General features: G+C 60.5%; 19 protein-coding genes. 17 read left to right on the top strand and 2 right to left on the bottom strand.

The window, feature by feature from the left end:
* Positions 1–117 precede the first annotated feature (117 nt).
* Positions 118–555: a thioesterase family protein gene (locus BJ917_RS12840; RefSeq protein WP_121103554.1), complete on the bottom strand. Its 438-nt coding sequence runs from the start codon at positions 553–555 to the stop codon at positions 118–120.
* 260 nt (positions 556–815) lie between these two features.
* Here BJ917_RS12840 and BJ917_RS12835 point away from each other — a divergent pair, with 260 nt between their 5' ends.
* The 10 genes from BJ917_RS12835 to BJ917_RS12790 all read left to right on the top strand — a co-directional run bounded on the left by BJ917_RS12835 (position 816) and on the right by BJ917_RS12790 (position 11634).
* Positions 816–1730: a LysR family transcriptional regulator gene (locus BJ917_RS12835; protein ID WP_096513212.1), complete on the top strand. Its 915-nt coding sequence runs from the start codon at positions 816–818 to the stop codon at positions 1728–1730.
* 102 nt (positions 1731–1832) lie between these two features.
* Positions 1833–3320, top strand: coding sequence for a gamma-aminobutyraldehyde dehydrogenase (locus BJ917_RS12830; protein ID WP_121103553.1), 1488 nt, complete (start codon positions 1833–1835; stop codon positions 3318–3320).
* Between the two features lie 83 nt (positions 3321–3403).
* Entirely contained in the window at positions 3404–4573 is a 1170-nt protein-coding gene (gene ydcS, locus BJ917_RS12825; protein ID WP_121103552.1) for a putative ABC transporter substrate-binding protein YdcS, read from the top strand.
* A 214-nt stretch (positions 4574–4787) separates the two neighbouring features.
* Positions 4788–5825 (top strand): ABC transporter ATP-binding protein, encoded by a 1038-nt coding sequence (locus BJ917_RS12820; protein WP_096513215.1) that lies wholly within the window; start codon positions 4788–4790, stop codon positions 5823–5825.
* Position 5826: 1 nt separating this feature from the next.
* Positions 5827–6774 carry an ABC transporter permease gene (locus tag BJ917_RS12815; protein ID WP_096513216.1) on the top strand — a complete coding sequence of 316 codons (948 nt, stop codon included), beginning with the start codon at positions 5827–5829 and terminating at the stop codon, positions 6772–6774.
* Positions 6764–7573 carry an ABC transporter permease gene (locus tag BJ917_RS12810; protein WP_096513217.1) on the top strand — a complete coding sequence of 270 codons (810 nt, stop codon included), beginning with the start codon at positions 6764–6766 and terminating at the stop codon, positions 7571–7573. Before BJ917_RS12815 ends, BJ917_RS12810 begins: the two co-directional genes overlap by 11 nt.
* A gap of 181 nt (positions 7574–7754) precedes the next feature.
* Positions 7755–9179 (top strand): gamma-aminobutyraldehyde dehydrogenase, encoded by a 1425-nt coding sequence (locus tag BJ917_RS12805; RefSeq protein WP_096513218.1) that lies wholly within the window; start codon positions 7755–7757, stop codon positions 9177–9179.
* Between the two features lie 251 nt (positions 9180–9430).
* Complete coding sequence (locus tag BJ917_RS12800) at positions 9431–10915, top strand: APC family permease (protein ID WP_096513219.1); 1485 nt, start codon at positions 9431–9433, stop codon at positions 10913–10915.
* A 202-nt stretch (positions 10916–11117) separates the two neighbouring features.
* Positions 11118–11366 (top strand): CopG family ribbon-helix-helix protein, encoded by a 249-nt coding sequence (locus BJ917_RS12795; RefSeq protein ID WP_121103551.1) that lies wholly within the window; start codon positions 11118–11120, stop codon positions 11364–11366.
* Positions 11344–11634: a type II toxin-antitoxin system RelE/ParE family toxin gene (locus tag BJ917_RS12790; RefSeq protein WP_121103550.1), complete on the top strand. Its 291-nt coding sequence runs from the start codon at positions 11344–11346 to the stop codon at positions 11632–11634. Before BJ917_RS12795 ends, BJ917_RS12790 begins: the two co-directional genes overlap by 23 nt.
* A 52-nt stretch (positions 11635–11686) precedes the next feature.
* On the opposite strand, the gene BJ917_RS12785 is transcribed toward BJ917_RS12790, so the two are convergent.
* Positions 11687–11872: a hypothetical protein gene (locus BJ917_RS12785; protein ID WP_096513224.1), complete on the bottom strand. Its 186-nt coding sequence runs from the start codon at positions 11870–11872 to the stop codon at positions 11687–11689.
* A gap of 414 nt (positions 11873–12286) precedes the next feature.
* On the opposite strand from BJ917_RS12785, the gene BJ917_RS12780 reads away from it, so the two are divergent.
* The 7 genes from BJ917_RS12780 (at position 12287) to BJ917_RS12750 (ending at position 20815) form a co-directional block, all read left to right on the top strand.
* Entirely contained in the window at positions 12287–13912 is a 1626-nt protein-coding gene (locus BJ917_RS12780; RefSeq protein ID WP_096513225.1) for a glucan biosynthesis protein D, read from the top strand.
* A 277-nt stretch (positions 13913–14189) separates the two neighbouring features.
* Positions 14190–15104 (top strand): glutamate/aspartate ABC transporter substrate-binding protein, encoded by a 915-nt coding sequence (locus BJ917_RS12775; RefSeq protein ID WP_096515557.1) that lies wholly within the window; start codon positions 14190–14192, stop codon positions 15102–15104.
* A gap of 190 nt (positions 15105–15294) precedes the next feature.
* Positions 15295–16041 (top strand): amino acid ABC transporter permease, encoded by a 747-nt coding sequence (locus BJ917_RS12770; RefSeq protein WP_096513226.1) that lies wholly within the window; start codon positions 15295–15297, stop codon positions 16039–16041.
* Positions 16041–16712 (top strand): amino acid ABC transporter permease, encoded by a 672-nt coding sequence (locus BJ917_RS12765; RefSeq protein ID WP_096513227.1) that lies wholly within the window; start codon positions 16041–16043, stop codon positions 16710–16712. The genes BJ917_RS12770 and BJ917_RS12765 overlap by 1 nt, the downstream gene beginning before the upstream one ends.
* Entirely contained in the window at positions 16709–17443 is a 735-nt protein-coding gene (locus tag BJ917_RS12760; protein ID WP_096513228.1) for an amino acid ABC transporter ATP-binding protein, read from the top strand. The genes BJ917_RS12765 and BJ917_RS12760 overlap by 4 nt, the downstream gene beginning before the upstream one ends.
* Positions 17444–17588: 145 nt before the next feature.
* Positions 17589–19490, top strand: a complete 1902-nt coding sequence (locus BJ917_RS12755; protein WP_121103549.1) for a sensor histidine kinase — start codon at positions 17589–17591, stop codon at positions 19488–19490.
* On the top strand, positions 19487–20815 hold the full coding sequence (locus BJ917_RS12750) for a sigma-54 dependent transcriptional regulator (RefSeq protein WP_096513230.1): 1329 nt from the start codon (positions 19487–19489) through the stop codon (positions 20813–20815). The genes BJ917_RS12755 and BJ917_RS12750 overlap by 4 nt, the downstream gene beginning before the upstream one ends.
* Positions 20816–20822 lie beyond the last annotated feature (7 nt).

The raw sequence follows: 20822 nt of genomic DNA, 5'->3' as shown, positions 1-20822 counted from the left end.
TCCCGCCCATTAAAAGGCCGGGATGGGGTGCCTGAAACGCCGCTTTCGCCAGCAAGCCGGCTCCTACAATGTGAACCTCCCCCCAAAATGTTGGACGGTCTCGGTATTCCACAGGGTTCAGTCCGTCAGGGTGAGCAACTCGTCGCGCACCAACGGGGGTATGGCCACCGACTTATTGCTGGCCCGGTCCACGTAGACGTACACAACGTAACCCAGCGCGGAAACCGCGGGCTCGTCATTGCAAAAGATGCCCAGTTCATAACGGGCACTGCTGGTGCCCAGGTGCGCGATACGCAAACCGACCGTCACTTGATCGGGAAAGGTGATCGGCGAGAAGAAGGTGCAACTCGACTCGACGATCAATCCGATGACCGGACTGCTGTCGATATCCAGGGTGCCCTGCTCCACCAGGAAATGGCTGATCGCCGAATCGAAGAACGAATAGTAGACAACGTTCTGCACATGACCATAGGAGTCGTGGTCACCCCACCGCGTGCCGATGGTGTAGAAGCGCCGAAAATCCTCGCGGCGCGGGCGGTAGGTCTTCTCGCTCATGGTGACTCCGTGTGAATGGCTCGCACGCTCATTGGAAATCCTCAATCAAATGGCTTCGACAGCCTTGGCACAGGTGTTGTGCAGGCTGGTTTTTTTTCAAAGTACCGGCTGGCTATCCGTTGCTGTCCTCCCTCTTCGGGGGGGGGGCATTAAGGATGGAGGACAATGCCCATCAGACCGACGCGGCTTTCGACCGCATTCAGAAAATTAGATATACACTCGGATAAATCGATAAAAACAGCCCACCGGGTACGCTTCCCATGATGACCTTGCGTCAGATCCGTCACTTCATCGCCGTGGCCGAGACCGGATCGATCTCCGCTGCCGCGCAAGCCGCGTTCATTTCCCAGTCCACGCTCACCCTGGCGATCCAGCAACTTGAGCAGGAAATCGGCGTCGGCCTGTTCAACCGCCATGCCAAGGGTATGACGCTGACCCACCAGGGGCATCAGTTCCTGCGCCAGGCACACTTGATTCTCGCCACCGTCGACAACGCCAAACGCAGCCTGCAACAGAGCACCGACCAGGTGGCCGGGCAGTTGATCGTCGGGGTGACCAGCCTGGTGGCCGGTTACTACCTGGCGGACTTGCTCACCCGTTTCCAACGCGCCTATCCCAACGTCGAAATCCGCGTAATGGAGGATGAACGCCCTTACATCGAACATTTGCTGGTCAGCGGCGAGATCGATGTCGGCGTACTGATCCTTTCCAACCTCGAAGACCGCCACGCCTTGCAGACCGAAGTACTGACTCACTCGCCCCATCGGCTATGGCTGCCGGCCCAGCATCCGCTGCTGGAACACGACAGCATCAACCTCGCCGACGTGGCCCGCGAGCCTTTGATTCAGTTGAACGTCGATGAAATGGACCGCAATGCCCAGCGCATGTGGACGGCGGCCTCCCTGCAACCGCGCATCACCTTGCGCACCGCCTCGACCGAAGCGGTGCGAAGCCTGGTGGCCGCCGGCCTCGGGGTGTCGATCCAGCCCGACATGACCTATCGCCCATGGTCACTGGAGGGCGACATCATTGAAGCGCGGCCGATTGCCGACCTGAGCCAGACCCTCGACGTCGGCCTGGCCTGGCGTCGCGGCACTGCGCGGCCGGCCTTGGTGGACCCATTCCTGACAGTCGCCCGGGAGCAACCCCACGGCGGACGCAAGCCATCTATTTAATCGAACGCTACCTTCAGTATTTAGTATTTGTCGACCTCGGGTCCGCGCACTAGTCTAGGTTCATCTAATAAAGACGGCCGGCCCCCAGTCACAGGGAGCAGCATGGCCACACAAGAAAAGAGAACCCGAAAAATGGCTGGCGCGCAGACCCCGCTGTTCACCGCGTTGTTGATCGATGGCGAATTGGTCGCGGGCCAGGGTTTTGTCGAACCCATTCTCAACCCGGCCACCGGCGAAGTGCTGACGCAGATCGCCGAAGCCAGCAGCGAACAAGTCGAAGCCGCCATCCTCGCCGCTCACCGCGCCTTCGGCAGTTGGTCGCGAACCACGCCGCAGCAACGCTCGAACCTGCTGCTGGACATCGCCAACGCCATCGAAAAAAACGCCGACTTGCTCGCCCGCCTCGAAGCCCTGAACTGCGGCAAGCCGTTGCACCTGGCTCGTCAGGACGACCTGAGCGCCACCGTCGATGTGTTCCGTTTCTTCGCCGGCGCCGTGCGTTGCCAGACTGGCCAGCTCAGCGGCGAATACCTGCCGGGCTACACCAGCATGGTGCGCCGCGATCCGATTGGCGTGGTGGCATCGATTGCGCCCTGGAACTACCCGATCATGATGGCCGCGTGGAAAATCGCCCCGGCCCTGGCTGCCGGCAACACCCTGGTGTTCAAGCCATCGGAGCACACACCGTTGTCGATCCTGGCCCTGGCGCCGGCACTGGCCGAGATCCTCCCGCGCGGCGTGATCAACATTGTCTGCGGTGGCGGCGAAGGGGTCGGCAGCCACCTGGTCAGCCATCCCAAAGTACGCATGGTGTCGTTGACCGGCGATATCGTCACCGGCCAGAAAATCCTTCAGGCCGCCGCCAAAACCCTCAAGCGCACCCATCTTGAACTGGGCGGAAAAGCTCCGGTGATCGTCTGCAACGATGCCGACATCCAGGCCGTGGTCGAAGGCGTGCGCACCTACGGCTACTACAACGCTGGCCAGGATTGCACGGCGGCCTGCCGGGTGTATGCCCAAGCCGGTATTCACGACCGTCTGGTGGCCGAACTCGGCGCTGCGGTGAGCAGTCTGCGCTTCGCCGGCAAGCGCGATGCCGACAATGAAATCGGCCCGCTGATCAGCACCCGCCAGCGCGACCGCGTGGCCAGTTTCGTCGAACGCGCCCTCGGCCAACCGCACATCGAACGGGTGACCGGCGCAGCAGTGCATTCCGGCGCAGGCTTCTTCTACCAGCCGACGCTGCTGGCCGGTTGCAAACAGAGCGACGAAATCGTCCAGCGCGAAGTGTTCGGGCCGGTGGTGACCGTGACCCGTTTCGATGAACTGGAGCAAGCGGTGGACTGGGCCAACGACTCGGAATACGGCCTGGCGTCCTCGGTCTGGACCCAGAACCTGGACAAGGCGATGCAGGTCGCCGCGCGGTTGCAGTACGGCTGCACCTGGATCAACAGCCATTTCATGCTGGTCAGCGAAATGCCCCACGGTGGCCTCAAGCGTTCAGGCTACGGCAAGGACCTGTCCAGCGACTCGCTCCAGGATTACAGCGTGGTGCGCCACATCATGGCGCGCCACGGACAGCATCTCTGACTACGCTAATAAGAAGCCGTCAACGGCATGCTTCACCACGTTCAAAACTGCCCCGACCATAATTTAAAGAAGAGGGAAACCCCATGTTCGTGCACAAGACCGCACTGCTCAGTGCAATCACCACAGCGCTGCTGGCCAGTGCCAGTGTCCAGGCCGCCGAGCCGCTGAAGGCCGCCGAGCCGCTGAAGGCCGTCGGTGCCGGCGAAGGGCAACTGGATATCGTGGCCTGGCCCGGCTACATCGAACGTGGCGAAAGCGACAAGGCCTACGACTGGGTGACCGGTTTCGAGAAGGAAACCGGCTGCAAGGTCAATGTGAAAACTGCAGCCACCTCCGATGAGATGGTCAGTCTGATGGCCAAGGGTGGTTACGATCTGGTCACGGCATCCGGCGATGCCTCCCTGCGCCTGATCGTCGGCAAGCGTGTGCAGCCGATCAACACCGCGCTGATCCCGAACTGGAAGAACCTCGACCCACGCCTCAAGGATGGCCCGTGGTACGTAGTCAACAAACAGACCTACGGCACCCCGTATCAGTGGGGCCCGAACGTGCTGATGTACAACACCAATGTGTTCAAGACCCCGCCGACCAGTTGGGGCGTGTTGTTCAACGCACAAGACCTGCCGGACGGCAAATCGAACAAGGGCCGCGTGCAGGCCTATGACGGCCCGATCTACATCGCCGACGCGGCGCTGTACCTGAAAACCGCCAAGCCGGAACTGGGCATCCAGAACCCCTATGAACTGACTGAAGCCCAGTACAAGGCCGTGCTCGATCTGTTGCGCGCCCAACAGCCGCTGATCCACCGCTACTGGCACGACACCACCGTGCAAATGAGCGACTTCAAGAACGAAGGTGTGGTCGCAGGCAGCTCCTGGCCCTATCAGGTCAACGGCCTGGTGACTGATAAACAGCCGATCGCCTCGACCATCCCGAAAGAAGGCGCCACCGGTTGGGCCGACACCACCATGATGCACACCGATGCCAAACACCCGAACTGCGCCTACAAGTGGATGGACTGGTCGCTGCAACCAAAAGTCCAGGGTGACGTAGCAGCGTGGTTCGGTTCGCTGCCGGCGGTTCCGGCTGCATGCAAAGAGAGCGAATTGCTTGGCGCCGAAGGCTGCAAGACCAACGGTTTCGACAACTTCGACAAGATCGCCTTCTGGAAAACCCCGCAGGCCGAAGGCGGCAAGTTCGTGCCGTACAGCCGCTGGACCCAGGATTACATCGCGATCATGGGCGGCCGCTAAGCCTGGCCCTTGTGGGAGCGAGCCTGCTCGCGAAGAGGCCATCACATTCAATGTTGATGGTGGCTGACACACCGCCTTCGCGAGCAGGCTCGCTCCCACAGTTGATCACCGCCGCAGCCACTGACGTGCTCGGCTTAGAGACGACAGATACCCGTTTTTCAGAAGTCCAGGCAGGGCCGCTGCGACGGCCTTCGCCTTTTTGGAGCACCGCACCATGACGCTTGCAGTCCAGTTCACCAACGTTTCCCGTCAGTTCGGCGAAGTGAAAGCCGTTGACCGGGTTTCCATCGACATCCAGGACGGCGAGTTTTTCTCCATGCTGGGGCCTTCCGGCTCGGGCAAAACCACTTGTCTGCGCCTGATCGCCGGTTTCGAACAGCCGAGCGCGGGTTCGATCCGCATTCATGGCGAGGAAGCCGCCGGGCTGCCGCCGTATCAGCGTGACGTGAACACGGTATTCCAGGATTACGCGCTGTTCCCGCACATGAACGTTCGCGACAACGTTGCCTACGGCTTGAAAGTCAAGGGCGTCGGCAAAGCCGAACGCTTGAAACGCGCCGAGGAAGCCCTCGACATGGTTGCCCTCGGCGGCTATGGCGAGCGCAAGCCGGTCCAGCTCTCCGGCGGCCAGCGCCAGCGTGTGGCCCTGGCCCGCGCCCTGGTCAATCGCCCGCGGGTGCTGCTGCTCGACGAACCCCTGGGTGCGCTGGACCTGAAACTGCGCGAGCAGATGCAAGGCGAATTGAAGAAGCTGCAACGCCAGCTCGGCATCACCTTCATTTTCGTCACCCACGACCAGACCGAAGCGCTGTCGATGTCCGATCGCGTCGCCGTGTTCAACAAGGGACGCATCGAACAGGTCGATTCACCGCGCAACCTGTACATGAAACCGGCAACCACCTTCGTCGCCGAATTCGTCGGCACGTCCAACGTGATTCGCGGCGACCTGGCGAAGCAGTTGAGCGGCAATCCACAACCCTTTTCGATTCGTCCGGAACACGTGCGTTTTGCTGAAGGTCCGCTGGCCAGCCATGAAATCGAAGTCAGCGGCCTGCTGCACGACATCCAGTACCAGGGCAGCGCCACCCGTTATGAATTGAAGCTGGAGAACGGCCAGACCCTGAACATCAGCCAGGCCAACAATCAATGGCTCGATACCAGCGCCCAGCACCAGACCGGGCAACGCATGAGCGCGCGCTGGGCCCGGGAAGCCATGATTCCGTTGCACGACACCCTTGTGAGCGGGGTGTGAAATGAGCACCTTGGCTATCTCTCAAACCCCGGCCGGCGGCTCGCCGCTGCGCAGGTTTTCCAACCTGTTGTATCGCCGGCCGAACCTGTACCTGTCGATGCTGCTGGTGCCGCCACTGCTGTGGTTCGGTGCGATCTACCTGGGCTCGCTGTTGACGTTGTTGTGGCAAGGTTTCTACACCTTCGACGACTTCACCATGACGGTCACGCCCGAGCTGACCCTGGCGAATTTCGCCGCGCTGTTCCAGTCGTCGAACTTCGACATCATCCTGCGCACCCTGAGCATGGCGATTGTCGTGTCCATCGCCAGTGCCATCGTCGCGTTCCCCATTGCCTACTACATGGCGCGCTACACCACCGGCAAGACCAAGGCGTTTTTCTACATCGCAGTGATGATGCCGATGTGGGCCAGCTACATCGTCAAGGCCTATGCCTGGACCTTGCTGCTGGCCAAGGGTGGCGTGGCGCAGTGGTTCGTCCAGCACCTGGGGCTGGAGTCACTGTTGCAGCTCGTGCTGGAGATCCCGGGCGTGGGCGGCAGTACCTTGTCGACCTCGCATTTGGGGCGTTTCATGGTGTTCGTCTACATCTGGCTGCCGTTCATGATCCTGCCGATCCAGGCCTCGCTGGAACGCCTGCCGCCGTCGCTGCTGCAAGCCTCGGCCGACCTCGGCGCCAGACCGAGCCAGACCTTCATGCAGGTGATCCTGCCGCTGTCGGTGCCGGGCATTGCCGCAGGCTCCATCTTCACCTTCTCGCTGACCCTGGGCGACTTCATCGTGCCGCAACTGGTGGGTCCGCCGGGCTACTTCGTGGGCAGCATGGTGTATGCCCAGCAAGGTGCGATCGGCAACATGCCGATGGCCGCGGCTTTCACGCTGGTGCCGATCGTGCTGATCGCCATTTACCTGTCCATTGTCAAACGACTGGGGGCCTTCGATGCACTCTGAGAAAGCTTCTTTAGGCCTTAAAATCGCGGCCTGGGGCGGGTTGGTGTTCCTGCACTTCCCGATCCTGATCATCTTCATGTACGCCTTCAACACCGAAGACGCGGCGTTCAGCTTTCCGCCCAAGGGCTTCACACTGAAGTGGATCAGCGTGGCGTTCTCGCGGCCGGACGTGCTGGAAGCGATCAAGCTGTCGCTGCAGATCGCTTCGATTGCCACGTTGATCGCGCTGGTGCTTGGCACCCTGGCCTCGGCGGCGCTGTACCGGCGGGATTTCTTCGGCAAGCAAGGCATCTCGCTGATGCTGATCCTGCCGATCGCCCTCCCGGGCATCATCACCGGGATCGCGCTGCTGGCGACCTTCAAGACGCTGGGCATCGAGCCGGGGATGTTCACCATCATCGTCGGCCACGCGACCTTCTGCGTGGTGATCGTCTACAACAACGTCATCGCACGGCTGCGCCGCACCTCCCACAGCCTGATCGAGGCGTCGATGGACCTGGGCGCCGACGGCTGGCAGACCTTCCGTTACATCATCATGCCGAACCTCGCCTCGGCGTTACTGGCTGGCGGCATGCTCGCGTTCGCGCTGTCGTTCGACGAAATCATCGTCACCACCTTCACCGCCGGCCATGAACGCACCCTGCCGCTGTGGCTGCTCAACCAGCTCAGCCGCCCTCGGGACGTGCCGGTGACCAACGTCGTCGCGATGCTGGTGATGATCGTGACCATGCTGCCGATTCTCGGCGCCTATTACCTGACCCGTGGCGGTGAAAGCGTGGCGGGGAGTGGCGGGAAATAACGAACAACTCAATACCCACTGAAGGAACCGAATCCTGTGGGAGCAAGGCTTGCCCGCGATGGCGGTGTGCCAGTCGACATCCATGTTGAATGTGATGGCCTCATCGCGGGCAAGCCTTGCTCCCACAGGGACCCGGTTCCCTCAGGGGGGAAATAACAACAGTTCTGAAGAGGACGATGTCATGCAAACCCAACTCTTGATCAACGGCCAACTGCTCGACGGCGAAGGCCCCGCCCAACCGGTGTTCAACCCGGCGCTGGGCCGCGTGCTGGTGGAAATCAATGAAGCCAGCGAAGCCCAGGTCGATGCCGCCGTGCGCGCCGCCGATGCCGCGTTCGACAGCTGGTCGCACACTCCGCCAAAAGAACGCTCGTTATTGCTGCTCAAACTCGCCGACGCCATCGAAGCCCATGGCGAAGAGCTGGCCAAGCTGGAATCGGACAATTGCGGCAAGCCCTACAGCGCCGCGCTGAACGATGAAATCCCGGCGATTGCCGACGTGTTCCGCTTCTTCGCCGGCGCCAGCCGCTGCATGAGCGGTTCGGCCGGTGGCGAATACCTGCCCGGCCACACCTCGATGATCCGTCGCGACCCGGTGGGCGTGATCGCGTCCATCGCGCCATGGAACTACCCGCTGATGATGGTCGCCTGGAAAATCGCCCCGGCCCTCGCCGCTGGCAATACCGTGGTACTCAAGCCATCGGAACAAACGCCGCTGACGGCCTTGCGCCTGGCGCAACTGGCGTCGGAGATTTTCCCGGCCGGCGTGCTCAACCTGGTGTTCGGCCGTGGCCCTACCGTGGGCAGTCCGCTGGTCACTCACCCGAAAGTGCGCATGGTGTCGCTGACCGGCTCGATCGCCACCGGTTCGAACATCATTTCCAGCACCGCCGACAGCGTCAAACGCATGCACATGGAACTGGGCGGCAAGGCCCCGGTGATCATCTTCGACGACGCGGACATCGACGCCGCCGTCGAAGGTATCCGTACCTTCGGCTTCTACAACGCCGGCCAGGACTGCACCGCCGCCTGCCGTGTCTATGCGCAAGCAGGCATCTACGAGAAGTTCGTCGAGAAACTCGGCGCTGCGGTCAGCAGCATCAAGTACGGCTTGCAGGATGATCCGTCCACCGAGCTCGGCCCGCTGATCACGGCGCAACACCGCGACCGCGTGGCCGGCTTCGTCGAGCGCGCCGTGGCCCAGCCGCACATCCGCCTGATCACGGGTGGCAAAGCCGTGGAAGGCAACGGTTTCTTCTTCGAGCCGACAGTGTTGGCAGACGCCCGACAGGATGACGAAATTGTCCGTCGCGAAGTGTTCGGGCCGGTGGTGTCGGTGACCCAATTCACCGATGAAGCCCAGGTACTGGGCTGGGCCAACGATTCGGACTACGGCCTGGCCTCGTCCGTGTGGACTGCCGATGTCGGCCGCGCCCATCGCCTGTCGGCCCGATTGCAGTATGGCTGCACCTGGGTCAACACCCACTTCATGCTGGTCAGCGAAATGCCCCATGGCGGTCAGAAACTGTCCGGGTACGGGAAGGACATGTCGATGTACGGGTTGGAGGACTACACCGTCGTGCGGCATGTGATGTTCAAGCACTAACCGCTTTAAAAGCATCGCGAACAAGCTTTGCTCCCACAGGTTTTGTGTCGTTCACATCACTGGGGTGCGCCACAAAACCTGTGGGAGCAAGGCTTGCCCGCGATGGAGTCACTACGGTTTCAAGGTCGAAACCGGCATTACGCACCACCAGGTTTCAAACACAACAATAACCACCGATCCGGGCGGCGCCCCCAAGGCCCCGTCACGGTGTCGGACATCCGAAATCTGCCGATTTTCCGGAGCAAATACATATGAGTGCATCACCCGATCTCTCTGTTGCCATTGCCGACAGCGATGCCGAGCAACTACGCAAACTGGGGTACACCTCCAACTTCAACCGCAGCATGAGCCTGTGGGAAAACTTCGCCCTGGGCTTCACTTATCTTTCCCCGGTCGTAGGGGTTTATACCCTCTTCGGGCTGTGTCTCGCCGCTGGCGGGCCACCGATGTTCTGGGCCTATCTGCTGGTCGGTTGCGGCCAGTTGCTGGTGTGCCTGATCTTCGGTGAAGTGGTTTCGCAATTCCCGATTTCCGGTGGTGTGTATCCGTGGGCCCGTCGTTTGGTGGGCAAGCGCTGGGCGTGGATGGTCGGCTGGATCTACTCCATCGCCCTGTGCGTGACCATCGCCGCCGTGGCGGTCGGTGCCGGTCCTTACCTCGCGGCGATGCTGGGTTTTGAACCGAGCAATAACACCAATATCGTCATCGCGCTGGTGCTGACGCTGTTCGCCACCCTGGTCAACCTCAGCGGCACCAAGGTGCTGGCACGCATCGCCATGTTCGGCTTTCTCTGCGAACTGGTGGGTGCGGTGATCGTTGGCGTTTACCTGCTGGTTTTCGAGCGCCATCAGCCGATCAGTGTGCTGTTCAACACCTTCGACATCAGCGTCGACGGCTCGTACCTGCCGGCCTTCCTCACAGCCTCGCTGGCGGGGATGTTCCTGTACTACGGCTTCGAGGCCTGCGGCGACGTGGCCGAAGAAACCCCGAACCCGAGCAAGAAAATCCCGGTGGCCATGCGCATGACCATCTACATCGGCGGCATCGCGGCGATGTTCGCCTGCCTGGCCCTGATCCTCGCCGTACCGGACATGCAAGCGGTGATCAACGGCACCGACAAGGACCCGGTCACGACCATCCTCAACAACGCCTTCGGCCCGGTGGGCTCGAAAGTGGTGATGGGCGTGGTGATGATTTCCTTCATCTCCTGCGTCATCAGCCTGCAAGCGGCAGCGAGCCGTCTGCTGTACTCCTACGCACGGGACGAAATGGTCATCGGCAGCCGACTGCTGAAAAAGATTTCTCCTGCGACCCAGGTTCCGGTTGCCGCACTGTTTGTGTCCGGTGTCCTGCCGGCGCTGATCATCATCCTCGGCTTCTTCCTGCAGGACGCGGTCGCCACCATCGTCAGCTTCGCCGCCATCGGCATCTACCTGGCGTTCCAGATGATCGTGCTAGGCGCGCTGTACGCACGCATGAAAGGCTGGAAACCGAGCGGCAAATTCACCCTCGGTGCCTGGGGCTGGCTGGTCAACATCGGCGCGCTGGCCTACGGCATCGGCGCCATCATCAACATGGCCTGGCCGCGTACGCCGGATGCGGCGTGGTACATCAACTACGCCATGGTGTTGAGCACTGCCATCGTGATTGGTTTGGGCCTGATCTACATGTGGATTGGCAAGCCGTATGACCATGGCACGGCGCCTGCCGGGGATGCGTGGAAGGTTAGTCGGTAAGATAAATTGCCCCGGCGCCAATGAGTGTCGGGGCTCTAAAACCATTTCAGCAGAACAGCATTTAGAAATAGTTCCCTCCGCCCCGCTGGCGCATCTCCAGTTAGAGTTCGCTCGACCATGCACGAGGTCGGTTGACGAGAATCACGGGAACGCCTAGGGTGTTTACTTCGTTTACAACGTATACATCTTTAGGAGAGCCACCATGGCTTCGCCCGTTTTGTCTTTTCGCGTCGAAGAACTGTTGGCCCAACAACTGGATCAGTTGGCAGCAGCCACCGACCGCGACCGTCAATACCACCTCAAACGTGCGCTGGTTCGTTACGTGGAAGCCGAATCCTGGCACCTGCAAGCGATACGTGACGGCATTGCCGATGCTGACGCAGGGAAACTTACTGATCTGGACGCCGTGAAGGCTAAGTGGGCAAAACGTGCCGAGCGTAGTACTGACTGAAAAAGCCGAAAGCGATCTCGACAACATTCATGAGCATTACCGGGAGGTTGTTGGCGCAGGTGCTGCCATCGAAATCATTTCAACGATTTTGCAATCCTTCCAACTGCTGGAACAGTTTCCGGGCTCCGGCAGACCATCTGTAATGCCAGACGTGCGAGAGTTGATACTAGGCCGTTATCCATTCATTGCGCCTTATCGATTTGCTCATGGTCAAATACAGGTGTTGAGGGTGCTGCATCAACGATCGGAACGCTCACAGGATTGGTAAGGGGAGAACATCCAGCCGCGACGGGATAGCCGCGACTGAATGCACCATTTTTTCAAAACCGCGAAACACTCCTCATCGCATCCACCAGACACCTCATGGCTATCCGGTCACTCTCCGACAGTTCGCGATAGCGCTCCACCAGCTTCATCTCCTCGGAATTGAGACGACGTCTTCGCCGGCCACTGGATAGGCACGGAAAGATTCCCAACATTTCGGTGATGCCTTGTACTTTCGACATGGACGATGTCCTTCTCTACGTCAAAGAAAACTTCAGTAACCGCATCGCCCTATTCCTTTTTCAGCAGCGCCTTGTACCAACGGAACCGCACCGGCCCGAAGGGCATAAACCGGTCATGAGCACAGAATAGAAATATTCCCGGCGCTGAAAAGCGGTTTTTAGAGTAATTAGTCGAAAAAAGCAGAAATGCCCTCTAAATCAGAAGTCCCTGTCGGAAATGTTTCCCGACATGTCTTGTTTCACTCGCCCGCCATCGCAATGCCATCAATCAATTTTGCGCTTGCATCGAACGGTTTATGCTATCGGGCATCTGTTTAAAGACCGATGCGTTTGGCCGAAGGCATGTCCGAACCGTTATTTCTGATCCAGCACGTGCCAGGAACGGCGCGGGATTGTTCACGACAGGTTGTACTTATGCACCGCAGGAATTTGCTCAAAGCCTCCATGGCCATCGCTGCCTACACCGGCTTGTCCGCCACCGGCCTGCTCGCTGCTCGTGCCTGGGCCGCTCCCGGGACCGCCGATGGCGAAGCCCAGCCCTTCGACTTCGAAGCCTTGAAAATCCAGGCCAAACAGCTCGCCAGCAATCGCTATCAGGACACCAAGCAAGTGTTGCCGCCCACCCTGGCGACCATGACCCCGCAGAATTTCAACGCGATTCGCTACGACGGCGATCATTCGTTGTGGAAAGAAAACAAGGGTCAACTGGATGTGCAGTTTTTCCACGTCGGCATGGGGTTCAAGCAGCCGGTGCGCATGTACAGCGTCGATCCCAAGACGCGCATGGCCCGCGAGGTGCATTTCCGCCCGTCGCTGTTCAACTATGAAAAAACCACCGTCGACACCCAACAGCTCACCGGCGACCTGGGGTTTTCCGGCTTCAAGCTGTTCAAGGCGCCGGAGCTGGACAAGCACGACGTGGTGTCCTTCCTCGGCGCCAGCTACTTCCGCGCGGTGGACGCCACCGGCCAATACGGCTTGTCGGCCCGCGGCCTGGCGATCGACACCTACGCCAAGAAGCGCGAGGAATTCCCCGATTTCACCAAGTTCTGGTTCGAAACCCCGGACAAGGACAGCACCCGCTTCGTGGTCTACGCCTTGCTCGACTCCCCGAGTGCCACCGGTGCCTATCGTTTTGACATCGATTGCCAGGCCGAGCGCGTGGTGATGGAGGTCGATGCCCACGTGAACGCGCGCACCGCCATCGAACAACTGGGCATCGCGCCGATGACCAGCATGTTCAGCTGCGGCAAACACGAACGCCGGATGTGCGACACCATTCACCCACAAATCCACGACTCCGACCGCCTGGCCATGTGGCGTGGCAACGGCGAGTGGATCTGCCGCCCGCTGAATAACCCCGCGACCCTGCAATTCAACGCCTTCGCCGACACGGATCCGAAGGGTTTCGGCCTGGTGCAGACCGACCACGAATTTGCCAATTATCAGGACACCGTCGATTGGTACAGCCGACGCCCGAGCCTATGGGTCGAACCTACAACGGCGTGGGGCGAAGGCTCCGTTGATCTGCTGGAAATCCCTACGACCGGCGAGACCCTCGATAACATCGTCGCGTTCTGGACACCGAAGAAACCGGTGGCGGCCGGCGACTCGCTGAACTACGGCTACAAACTGTACTGGAGCGCACTGCCGCCGGTCGGCACACCGCTGGCGCGGGTCCATGCGACCCGTTCCGGAATGGGCGGTTTCACCGAAGGCTGGGCACCGGGCGAGCACTACCCGGAAGTCTGGGCCCGTCGCTTCGCCGTGGATTTCACCGGCGGCGGTCTGGATCGCCTGCCCGAGGGTGCCGGCATCGAACCGGTGGTGACGTGCTCGAACGGGCAGGTGAAGGATTTCAGCGTGCTGGTGCTCGATGACATCAAGGGCTATCGGATCCTGTTCGACTGGTACCCGACCAACGACAGTGTAGATCCGGTCGAATTGCGTCTGTTCATCCGGACCAATGAACGCACGCTGAGTGAAACCTGGTTGTACCAGTATTTCCCACCGGCACCGGACAAGCGCAAATACACCTGAGCCAGGGTTGCGCCCCAACTCCCATTCGGTTTTCCGAACGCGACCTGCCGGTCGGTTCGGATAACCGGATCATTTAGCGCTAAAAAACCCGTCTAAAATATTTAATCTCCTTATAAATCAATACTTTGATTCATTCAGCCTGGCCTGGCACGGGTCATGCTCTACACTTCTTCGACGAATGCCTGTTGCGCCAACACTTCAGGAGCCGTCAGGCATTCGAAGCACAAAAGGGCCGATGAACTGGCTCCATAAAAAAAACAATGTCGAGGAAAATTTGATGCGCATCGTTCCCCATATCCTGGGCGCAGCCATTGCTGCCGCTCTGATCAGCACGCCAGTTTTCGCCGCCGAACTCACCGGCACCCTGAAGAAAATCAAAGAGTCCGGCGTCATCACCCTCGGGCACCGTGACGCTTCCATTCCGTTTTCCTACATCGCGGACGCTTCCGGCAAGCCGGTCGGCTACTCCCACGACATCCAGCTGAAAGTCGTCGAAGCCCTGAAAAAAGACCTGGACATGCCGAACCTCCAGGTCAAGTACAACCTGGTGACCTCGCAAACCCGTATCCCGCTGGTGCAGAACGGCACCGTGGACCTGGAGTGCGGTTCCACCACCAACAACGTCGAGCGTCAGCAGCAGGTTGACTTCTCCGTCGGCATCTTCGAAATCGGTACTCGCCTGCTGACCAAGGCAGACTCCAAGTACAAGGATTTCCCGGATCTGGCCGGTAAAAACGTCGTGACCACCGCTGGCACCACGTCCGAGCGCATCCTGAAGTCGATGAATGCCGACAAGCAGATGGGCATGAACGTCATCTCCGCCAAGGACCATGGCGAGTCCTTCCAGATGCTGGAAACCGGCCGTGCCGTTGCCTTCATGATGGATGACGCCCTGCTGGCGGGTGAAGCAGCCAAGGCCAAGAACGCGAAAGACTGGGCTGTGACCGGTACCCCTCAGTCCTATGAAATCTATGGTTGCATGGTGCGCAAAGGCGACGAGCCGTTCAAAAAGGCTGTGGATGACGCCATCAAGGCCACCTACGCATCGGGCGAGATCAACAAGATCTACGACAAATGGTTCATGCAGCCAATCCCGCCAAAAGGCCTGAACCTGAACTTCCCGATGAGCGACGAGCTCAAGGCCCTGATCGCCAAACCGACCGATAAAGCGGCTGACGACAAGAAGTCCTGATTTCTGACTAACCTTATCTCCTGACAGGGCCCTGCCCTTTCAGGAGATAGTCACTCCCTGCTGGCATTTCTGGAAACACTCGAACCGGTGGCTGTCGAGCCGATCGCGTGTGCCTGATCTTCGAGGTCAGGCGGGAACGGAGCTCCCCAAGCGGGTACTTGTACATCGATTGATCTGAGGGGAGACCCTAATGAATTACAACTGGGACTGGGGCGTGTTCTTCAAGTCCACCGGCGTGGGCAGCGAGACGTATCTCGACTGGTTCATCTCCGGTCTGGGCTGGACCATTGGCATTGCCGTCGCGGCCTGGATCATCGCCCTGACACTGGGCTCGATCCTGGGTGTCATGCGCACCGTGCCGAACCGCATCGTATCGGGTATCGCCACCTGCTACGTCGAACTCTTCCGTAACGTGCCGCTGCTGGTTCAGCTGTTCATCTGGTACTTCCTGGTGCCCGACCTGCTGCCGCCGGATCTGCAAGAGTGGTACAAGCAGGACCTGAACCCGACCACCTCGGCCTTCCTCAGCGTTGTCGTGTGCCTGGGCCTGTTCACCACCGCCCGCGTTTGCGAACAAGTGCGTACCGGTATCCAGGCGCTGCCCAAAGGCCAGGAATCCGCTGCCCGCGCCATGGGCTTCAAGCTGCCGCAGATCTACTGGAACGTGCTGCTGCCCCAGGCGTACCGGATCATCATTCCGCCGCTTACCTCGGAGTTTCTCAACGTTTTCAAGAACTCGTCCGTGGCCTCGTTGATCGGACTGATGGAGCTGCTCGCGCAGACCAAACAGACCGCCGAGTTCTCCGCCAACCTGTTCGAAGCGTTCACCCTGGCCACGCTGATCTACTTCACCCTGAACATGAGCCTGATGCTGCTGATGCGCATGGTCGAGAAAAAAGTCGCCGTACCGGGCCTGATTTCCGTAGGGGGTAAATGATGGAATTCGACTTCTCGGGCATCATCCCGTCCCTGCCGGGCTTGTGGAACGGCATGGTCATGACCCTCAAGCTGATGGCCCTGGGCGTGACCGGCGGGATCATTCTCGGCACCATCCTGGCGCTGTGCCGTCTGTCCCACAGTAAACTGCTGTCGAACCTCGCCGGCGCCTACGTTAACTATTTCCGTTCGATTCCGTTGCTGCTGGTCATCACCTGGTTCTACCTGGCGGTGCCATTCGTGCTGCGCTGGATCACCGGCGAAGACACCCCGATCGGTGCGTTCACCTCGTGCATCGTGGCTTTCATGATGTTCGAAGCGGCGTACTTCTGCGAAATCGTCCGGGCCGGCGTGCAGTCGATCCCCAAGGGCCAGATGGGTGCCGCGCAAGCGCTGGGCATGTCCTATGGCCAGATGATGCGCCTGATCATCCTGCCGCAGGCGTTTCGCAAGATGACCCCGCTGTTGCTGCAACAGAGCATAATTCTGTTTCAGGACACCTCGCTGGTCTACGCCGTCGGCCTGGTGGATTTCCTCAATGCTTCGCGCGCCAGTGGCGACATCATTGGCCGCTCCAATGAGTTCCTGGTCTTCGCAGGTCTCGTGTACTTCATCATCAGCTTTGCCGCCTCGCAGCTGGTCAAGCGTCTGCAAAAAAGGTTCGCCGTATGATCTCTATCAAAAACATCAACAAGTGGTATGGGGACTTCCAGGTGCTGACTGATTGCAGCACCGAGGTCAAAAAAGGCGAAGTGATCGTGGTGTGCGGGCCGTCCGGTTCCGGCAAGTCGACCCTGATCAAATGCGTCAACGCCCTGGAACCGTTCCAGAAAGGCGACATCGTGGTCGACGGCACGTCCATCGCCGATCCGAAGACCAACCTGCCCAAGCTGCGCTCGCGCGTGGGCATGGTGTTCCAGCATTTCGAACTGTTCCCGCACCTGACCATCACCGAAAACCTGACCATCGCGCAGATCAAGGTGCTGGGTCGCAGCAAGGCCGAAGCCACCAAGAAAGGCCTGCAATTGCTGGAGCGCGTCGGCCTCTCGGCCCACGCCCACAAGCACCCTGGCCAACTGTCCGGTGGCCAGCAGCAGCGTGTGGCGATTGCCCGTGCGCTGGCGATGGACCCGATCGTCATGCTGTTCGACGAACCGACCTCGGCGCTGGACCCGGAAATGGTCAACGAAGTGCTGGACGTGATGGTGCAGCTGGCTCACGAAGGCATGACCATGATGTGCGTCACCCACGAAATGGGCTTCGCCCGTAAAGTGGCCGACCGCGTGATTTTCATGGATGCCGGCAAAATCATCGAAGACTGCAAGAAAGAAGAGTTCTTCGGCGACATCAGCCATCGCGCCGACCGCACGCAGCACTTCCTCAACAAGATTCTGCAGCACTGATACCAGCCACCCCTGTAGGAGCTGGCTTGCCAGCGAAAGCAATCTGTCAGACACACCGTGTCGCCTGCTTCGCCAGCAAGCCGGCGCCTACAGGGGCCGGCAGAGGTCTGAAGATTTGTGTTGTGGTTGACCCAAGGCATCTGTGATGAAATGCGACCCCAATCTCTATCGCGCCACGTCGCCATCACTCGCCGTGAAACCCCGTCTGATTCGCCATCTGTTCCTGCCGCCCCTGATCATCGCCCTGATGATCGGGCTGGGTTATATCGGCTTCTGGCTCAGTGAGCACTACGGCATCCGCAGCCTCAGCGAAAACGGCCAGCGCCAGCTGGAACTGCACGCCCGCGCCGTCGAAAGCGAAATCAGCAAATACACCTACCTGCCCAGCCTGCTGGAACTCGAAACCAGTGTTTCGACACTGCTGGCCGACCCGACACCGGAACACCGGCAAACGGTCAACGATTACCTCGAAGGCCTGAACCGGCGCAGCCGCAGTCGGGCCATTTACGTGATGGACACCACCGGTCGGGTCATGGCCACCAGCAACTGGCGCGATGTCGACAGTTACCTGGGTGAAGACCTGTCCTTCCGCGCCTATTTCCAGAACGCCGTGCGTGGCCAGCCGGGGCGCTTCTATGGCATCGGCAGCACCAACGGCGAACCCGGCTACTACCTGGCCCATGGCCTGGAAGAACACGGCAAGATCATCGGCGTCGCCGTGGTCAAGGTGCGCCTCGAAGCCATGGAAGAACGCTGGCAGCGCGCGCGCCTGGAAGCCTTCGTCAGCGACGAAAACGGCATCATCATTCTGTCCAGCGATCCGGCGCGGCGCTTGAAGTCCGTGATTCCCCTGAGCGACGAAACCAAGGAAAAACTCGCCCGCAGCCTTCAGTACTACTGGTTCCCGCTCAACGAACTGCAACCGCTGGCCCGGGAAACCCTGTCCGAGGGTGTGGAAAAGCTGACTTTTCCGGCCAACAGTGAGCTGGTTTCCGACGAAGAAAACATCAGCTATCTGTCGCAAACCCGGCCCTTGAGCGATACGCCGTGGAATTTCACCCTGCTCACGCCGTTGCAGGACCTGCGCCGGGAAGCGATCAATCAGGGCATCCTGGTGGCGGTGGCATTCGCCCTCGTGGCGTTCCTGCTGATTGCCTGGAACGAGCGGCGCAAAGTGATCGCCACTCGCCTCGCGGCCCGGGAAGCCTTGCAGGAAGCCAACAATCAACTGGAGCGTCGGATTACCGAACGCACCGTCGACCTGCGCGCCAGCAACGAACGGCTCAAGGGCCAGATCCGCGAACGGCGTCACGCCGAAGAGACCTTGCGCCGCGCCCAGGATGAACTGGTGCAGGCCGGAAAGCTCGCGGCCATCGGCCAGATGTCCACCAGCATCGCCCACGAATTGAACCAGCCCCTGGCCGCGCTGCGCACCCTGTCCGGTAATACCGTGCGCTTTCTCGAGCGCGGGCAACTCGACGTGGCCAGCACCAACCTCAAGACCATCAACGAATTGATCGACCGCATGGGCCGGATTACCGCCAGCCTGCGCTCCTTCGCCCGGCGCGGTGACGACAAGGGCCAGGCCTGTCTCGGCAAAGCCGTGGACGCGGCCTTGCAGTTGCTCGGCGCACGGGTGGAAAACGCCCATTTGCAACTGCACCGCCATTTCGAATCGGTGCAGGTGCAGATCGACCAGACTCGCCTGGAGCAGATCCTGGTCAACCTCATCGGTAACGCCCTCGACGCCATGCAGGCGCAACCGCAGCCAGCATTGTGGCTCGAAGGCGATGTGATCGATGGCAAGTACCGCCTGCGGGTTCGGGACAACGGCCATGGCATCGACGCCGAAGCGCGCAAACACCTGTTCGAACCCTTTTTCACCACCAAACCCGGCGAACAGGGCCTGGGCCTTGGCCTGACCCTTTCCGCGAGCCTGGCCGCCGCCACCGGCGGTCACCTGGGTGTCGAGCACCCGGCCAGCGGTGGTACCGCATTCGTCCTCAGTTTACCGTTGGTAAGCCCCACTCCCGCCGAGCCAATATGAACAACGACCTTAGTGTATTGATCGTCGAAGATGACCCCCATGTGCTGCTCGGCTGCCAGCAGGCGCTGACCCTGGAAGACATTCCCTGCATCGGCGTTGGCAGTGCCGAAGAAGCCCTGGAGCGTGTCGGCGACAACTATGCCGGCATCGTCATCAGCGACATTCGCCTGCCGGGTATCGATGGCCTGGAACTGCTGACCCGGCTCAAGGCCCGTGACCGCAGCTTGCCGGTGGTGCTGATTACCGGTCACGGCGACATTTCCATGGCCGTGGGCGCGATGCAGAAAGGCGCCTATGACTTCATGGAGAAACCCTTCTCCCCCGAACGCCTGGTGGACGTGGCCCGGCGTGCCCTGGAGCAACGCAGCCTGGCGCGGGAAGTCTCGTCGTTGCGCCGGCAACTGGCGGAGCGGGATTCCCTCGAGGGCCGGATCATCGGCCGATCGCCGGCCATGCAGAAATTACGCGAACTGATTGCCAACGTCGCCGATACCTCGGCCAACGTGCTGATCGAAGGCGAAACCGGCACCGGCAAGGAACTGGTCGCGCGCTGCCTGCATGACTTCAGTCGCCGACACACCAAACAATTCGTGGCGCTGAACTGCGGTGGCCTGCCGGAGAACCTGTTCGAAAGCGAAATCTTCGGCCACGAAGCCAACGCCTTCACCGGTGCCGGCAAACGGCGGATCGGCAAGATCGAGCATGCTGATGGCGGCACGCTGTTTCTCGACGAAGTGGAAAGCATGCCCCTGCCCCTGCAAATCAAACTGCTACGAGTGTTGCAGGAGCGCACCCTTGAACGCCTCGGCTCGAACCAGAGCGTGGCGGTGGATTGCCGGGTGATCGCCGCGACCAAGTCCGACCTCGACGAATCGAGCAAGGCCGGCGAGTTCCGCAGTGACCTGTATTACCGCCTCAACGTGGTGACCCTGGAACTGCCGCCGCTGCGCGAACGCCGCGAAGACATCCTGCAACTGTTCGAATACTTCCTGCAGCAGTCCTCCCTGCGCTTCGACCGCGCCGCGCCGGAACTGGATAACCAGACGGTGTCGCACCTGATGAGCCACGACTGGCCGGGCAACGTGCGCGAATTGCGCAACGTCGCCGAACGCTTCGCCCTTGGTCTTCCGGCGTTCAAGAAACCCGGCGCGGGCGGCAGCACCCAGGGCCTGGCCTTCGCCGAAGCGGTGGAAGCCTTCGAACGCAATCTGCTGCGCGATGCCCTGCAACGCAGCGGCGGCAACCTGACCCAGGCCAGCCAGGAACTGGGCATGGCCAAAACCACCCTGTTCGACAAAGTGAAGAAGTACGGGCTGAACCACTGATGGACCT

The sequence above is a fragment of the Pseudomonas sp. WPR_5_2 genome (assembly GCF_003634475.1).
Classification (GTDB): domain Bacteria; phylum Pseudomonadota; class Gammaproteobacteria; order Pseudomonadales; family Pseudomonadaceae; genus Aquipseudomonas; species Aquipseudomonas izuensis.
The sequence above is the reverse complement of the archived record's forward strand: the minus strand, read 5'-3'. Positions and strand labels throughout refer to the sequence as shown.

Excerpts from the sequence above, each read along its gene's own strand:
- BJ917_RS12840 (WP_121103554.1), bottom strand. The coding sequence starts at position 555 with ATGAGCGAGAAGACCTACCGCCCGCGCCGCGAGGATTTTCGGCGCTTC.
- BJ917_RS12835 (WP_096513212.1), top strand. The coding sequence starts at position 816 with ATGATGACCTTGCGTCAGATCCGTCACTTCATCGCCGTGGCCGAGACC.
- BJ917_RS12830 (WP_121103553.1), top strand. The coding sequence starts at position 1,833 with ATGGCCACACAAGAAAAGAGAACCCGAAAAATGGCTGGCGCGCAGACC.
- ydcS (WP_121103552.1), top strand. The coding sequence starts at position 3,404 with ATGTTCGTGCACAAGACCGCACTGCTCAGTGCAATCACCACAGCGCTG.
- BJ917_RS12820 (WP_096513215.1), top strand. The coding sequence starts at position 4,788 with ATGACGCTTGCAGTCCAGTTCACCAACGTTTCCCGTCAGTTCGGCGAA.
- BJ917_RS12815 (WP_096513216.1), top strand. The coding sequence starts at position 5,827 with ATGAGCACCTTGGCTATCTCTCAAACCCCGGCCGGCGGCTCGCCGCTG.
- BJ917_RS12810 (WP_096513217.1), top strand. The coding sequence starts at position 6,764 with ATGCACTCTGAGAAAGCTTCTTTAGGCCTTAAAATCGCGGCCTGGGGC.
- BJ917_RS12805 (WP_096513218.1), top strand. The coding sequence starts at position 7,755 with ATGCAAACCCAACTCTTGATCAACGGCCAACTGCTCGACGGCGAAGGC.
- BJ917_RS12800 (WP_096513219.1), top strand. The coding sequence starts at position 9,431 with ATGAGTGCATCACCCGATCTCTCTGTTGCCATTGCCGACAGCGATGCC.
- BJ917_RS12795 (WP_121103551.1), top strand. The coding sequence starts at position 11,118 with ATGGCTTCGCCCGTTTTGTCTTTTCGCGTCGAAGAACTGTTGGCCCAA.
- BJ917_RS12785 (WP_096513224.1), bottom strand. The coding sequence starts at position 11,872 with ATGTCGAAAGTACAAGGCATCACCGAAATGTTGGGAATCTTTCCGTGC.
- BJ917_RS12780 (WP_096513225.1), top strand. The coding sequence starts at position 12,287 with ATGCACCGCAGGAATTTGCTCAAAGCCTCCATGGCCATCGCTGCCTAC.
- BJ917_RS12775 (WP_096515557.1), top strand. The coding sequence starts at position 14,190 with ATGCGCATCGTTCCCCATATCCTGGGCGCAGCCATTGCTGCCGCTCTG.
- BJ917_RS12770 (WP_096513226.1), top strand. The coding sequence starts at position 15,295 with ATGAATTACAACTGGGACTGGGGCGTGTTCTTCAAGTCCACCGGCGTG.
- BJ917_RS12765 (WP_096513227.1), top strand. The coding sequence starts at position 16,041 with ATGGAATTCGACTTCTCGGGCATCATCCCGTCCCTGCCGGGCTTGTGG.
- BJ917_RS12760 (WP_096513228.1), top strand. The coding sequence starts at position 16,709 with ATGATCTCTATCAAAAACATCAACAAGTGGTATGGGGACTTCCAGGTG.
- BJ917_RS12755 (WP_121103549.1), top strand. The coding sequence starts at position 17,589 with ATGAAATGCGACCCCAATCTCTATCGCGCCACGTCGCCATCACTCGCC.
- BJ917_RS12750 (WP_096513230.1), top strand. The coding sequence starts at position 19,487 with ATGAACAACGACCTTAGTGTATTGATCGTCGAAGATGACCCCCATGTG.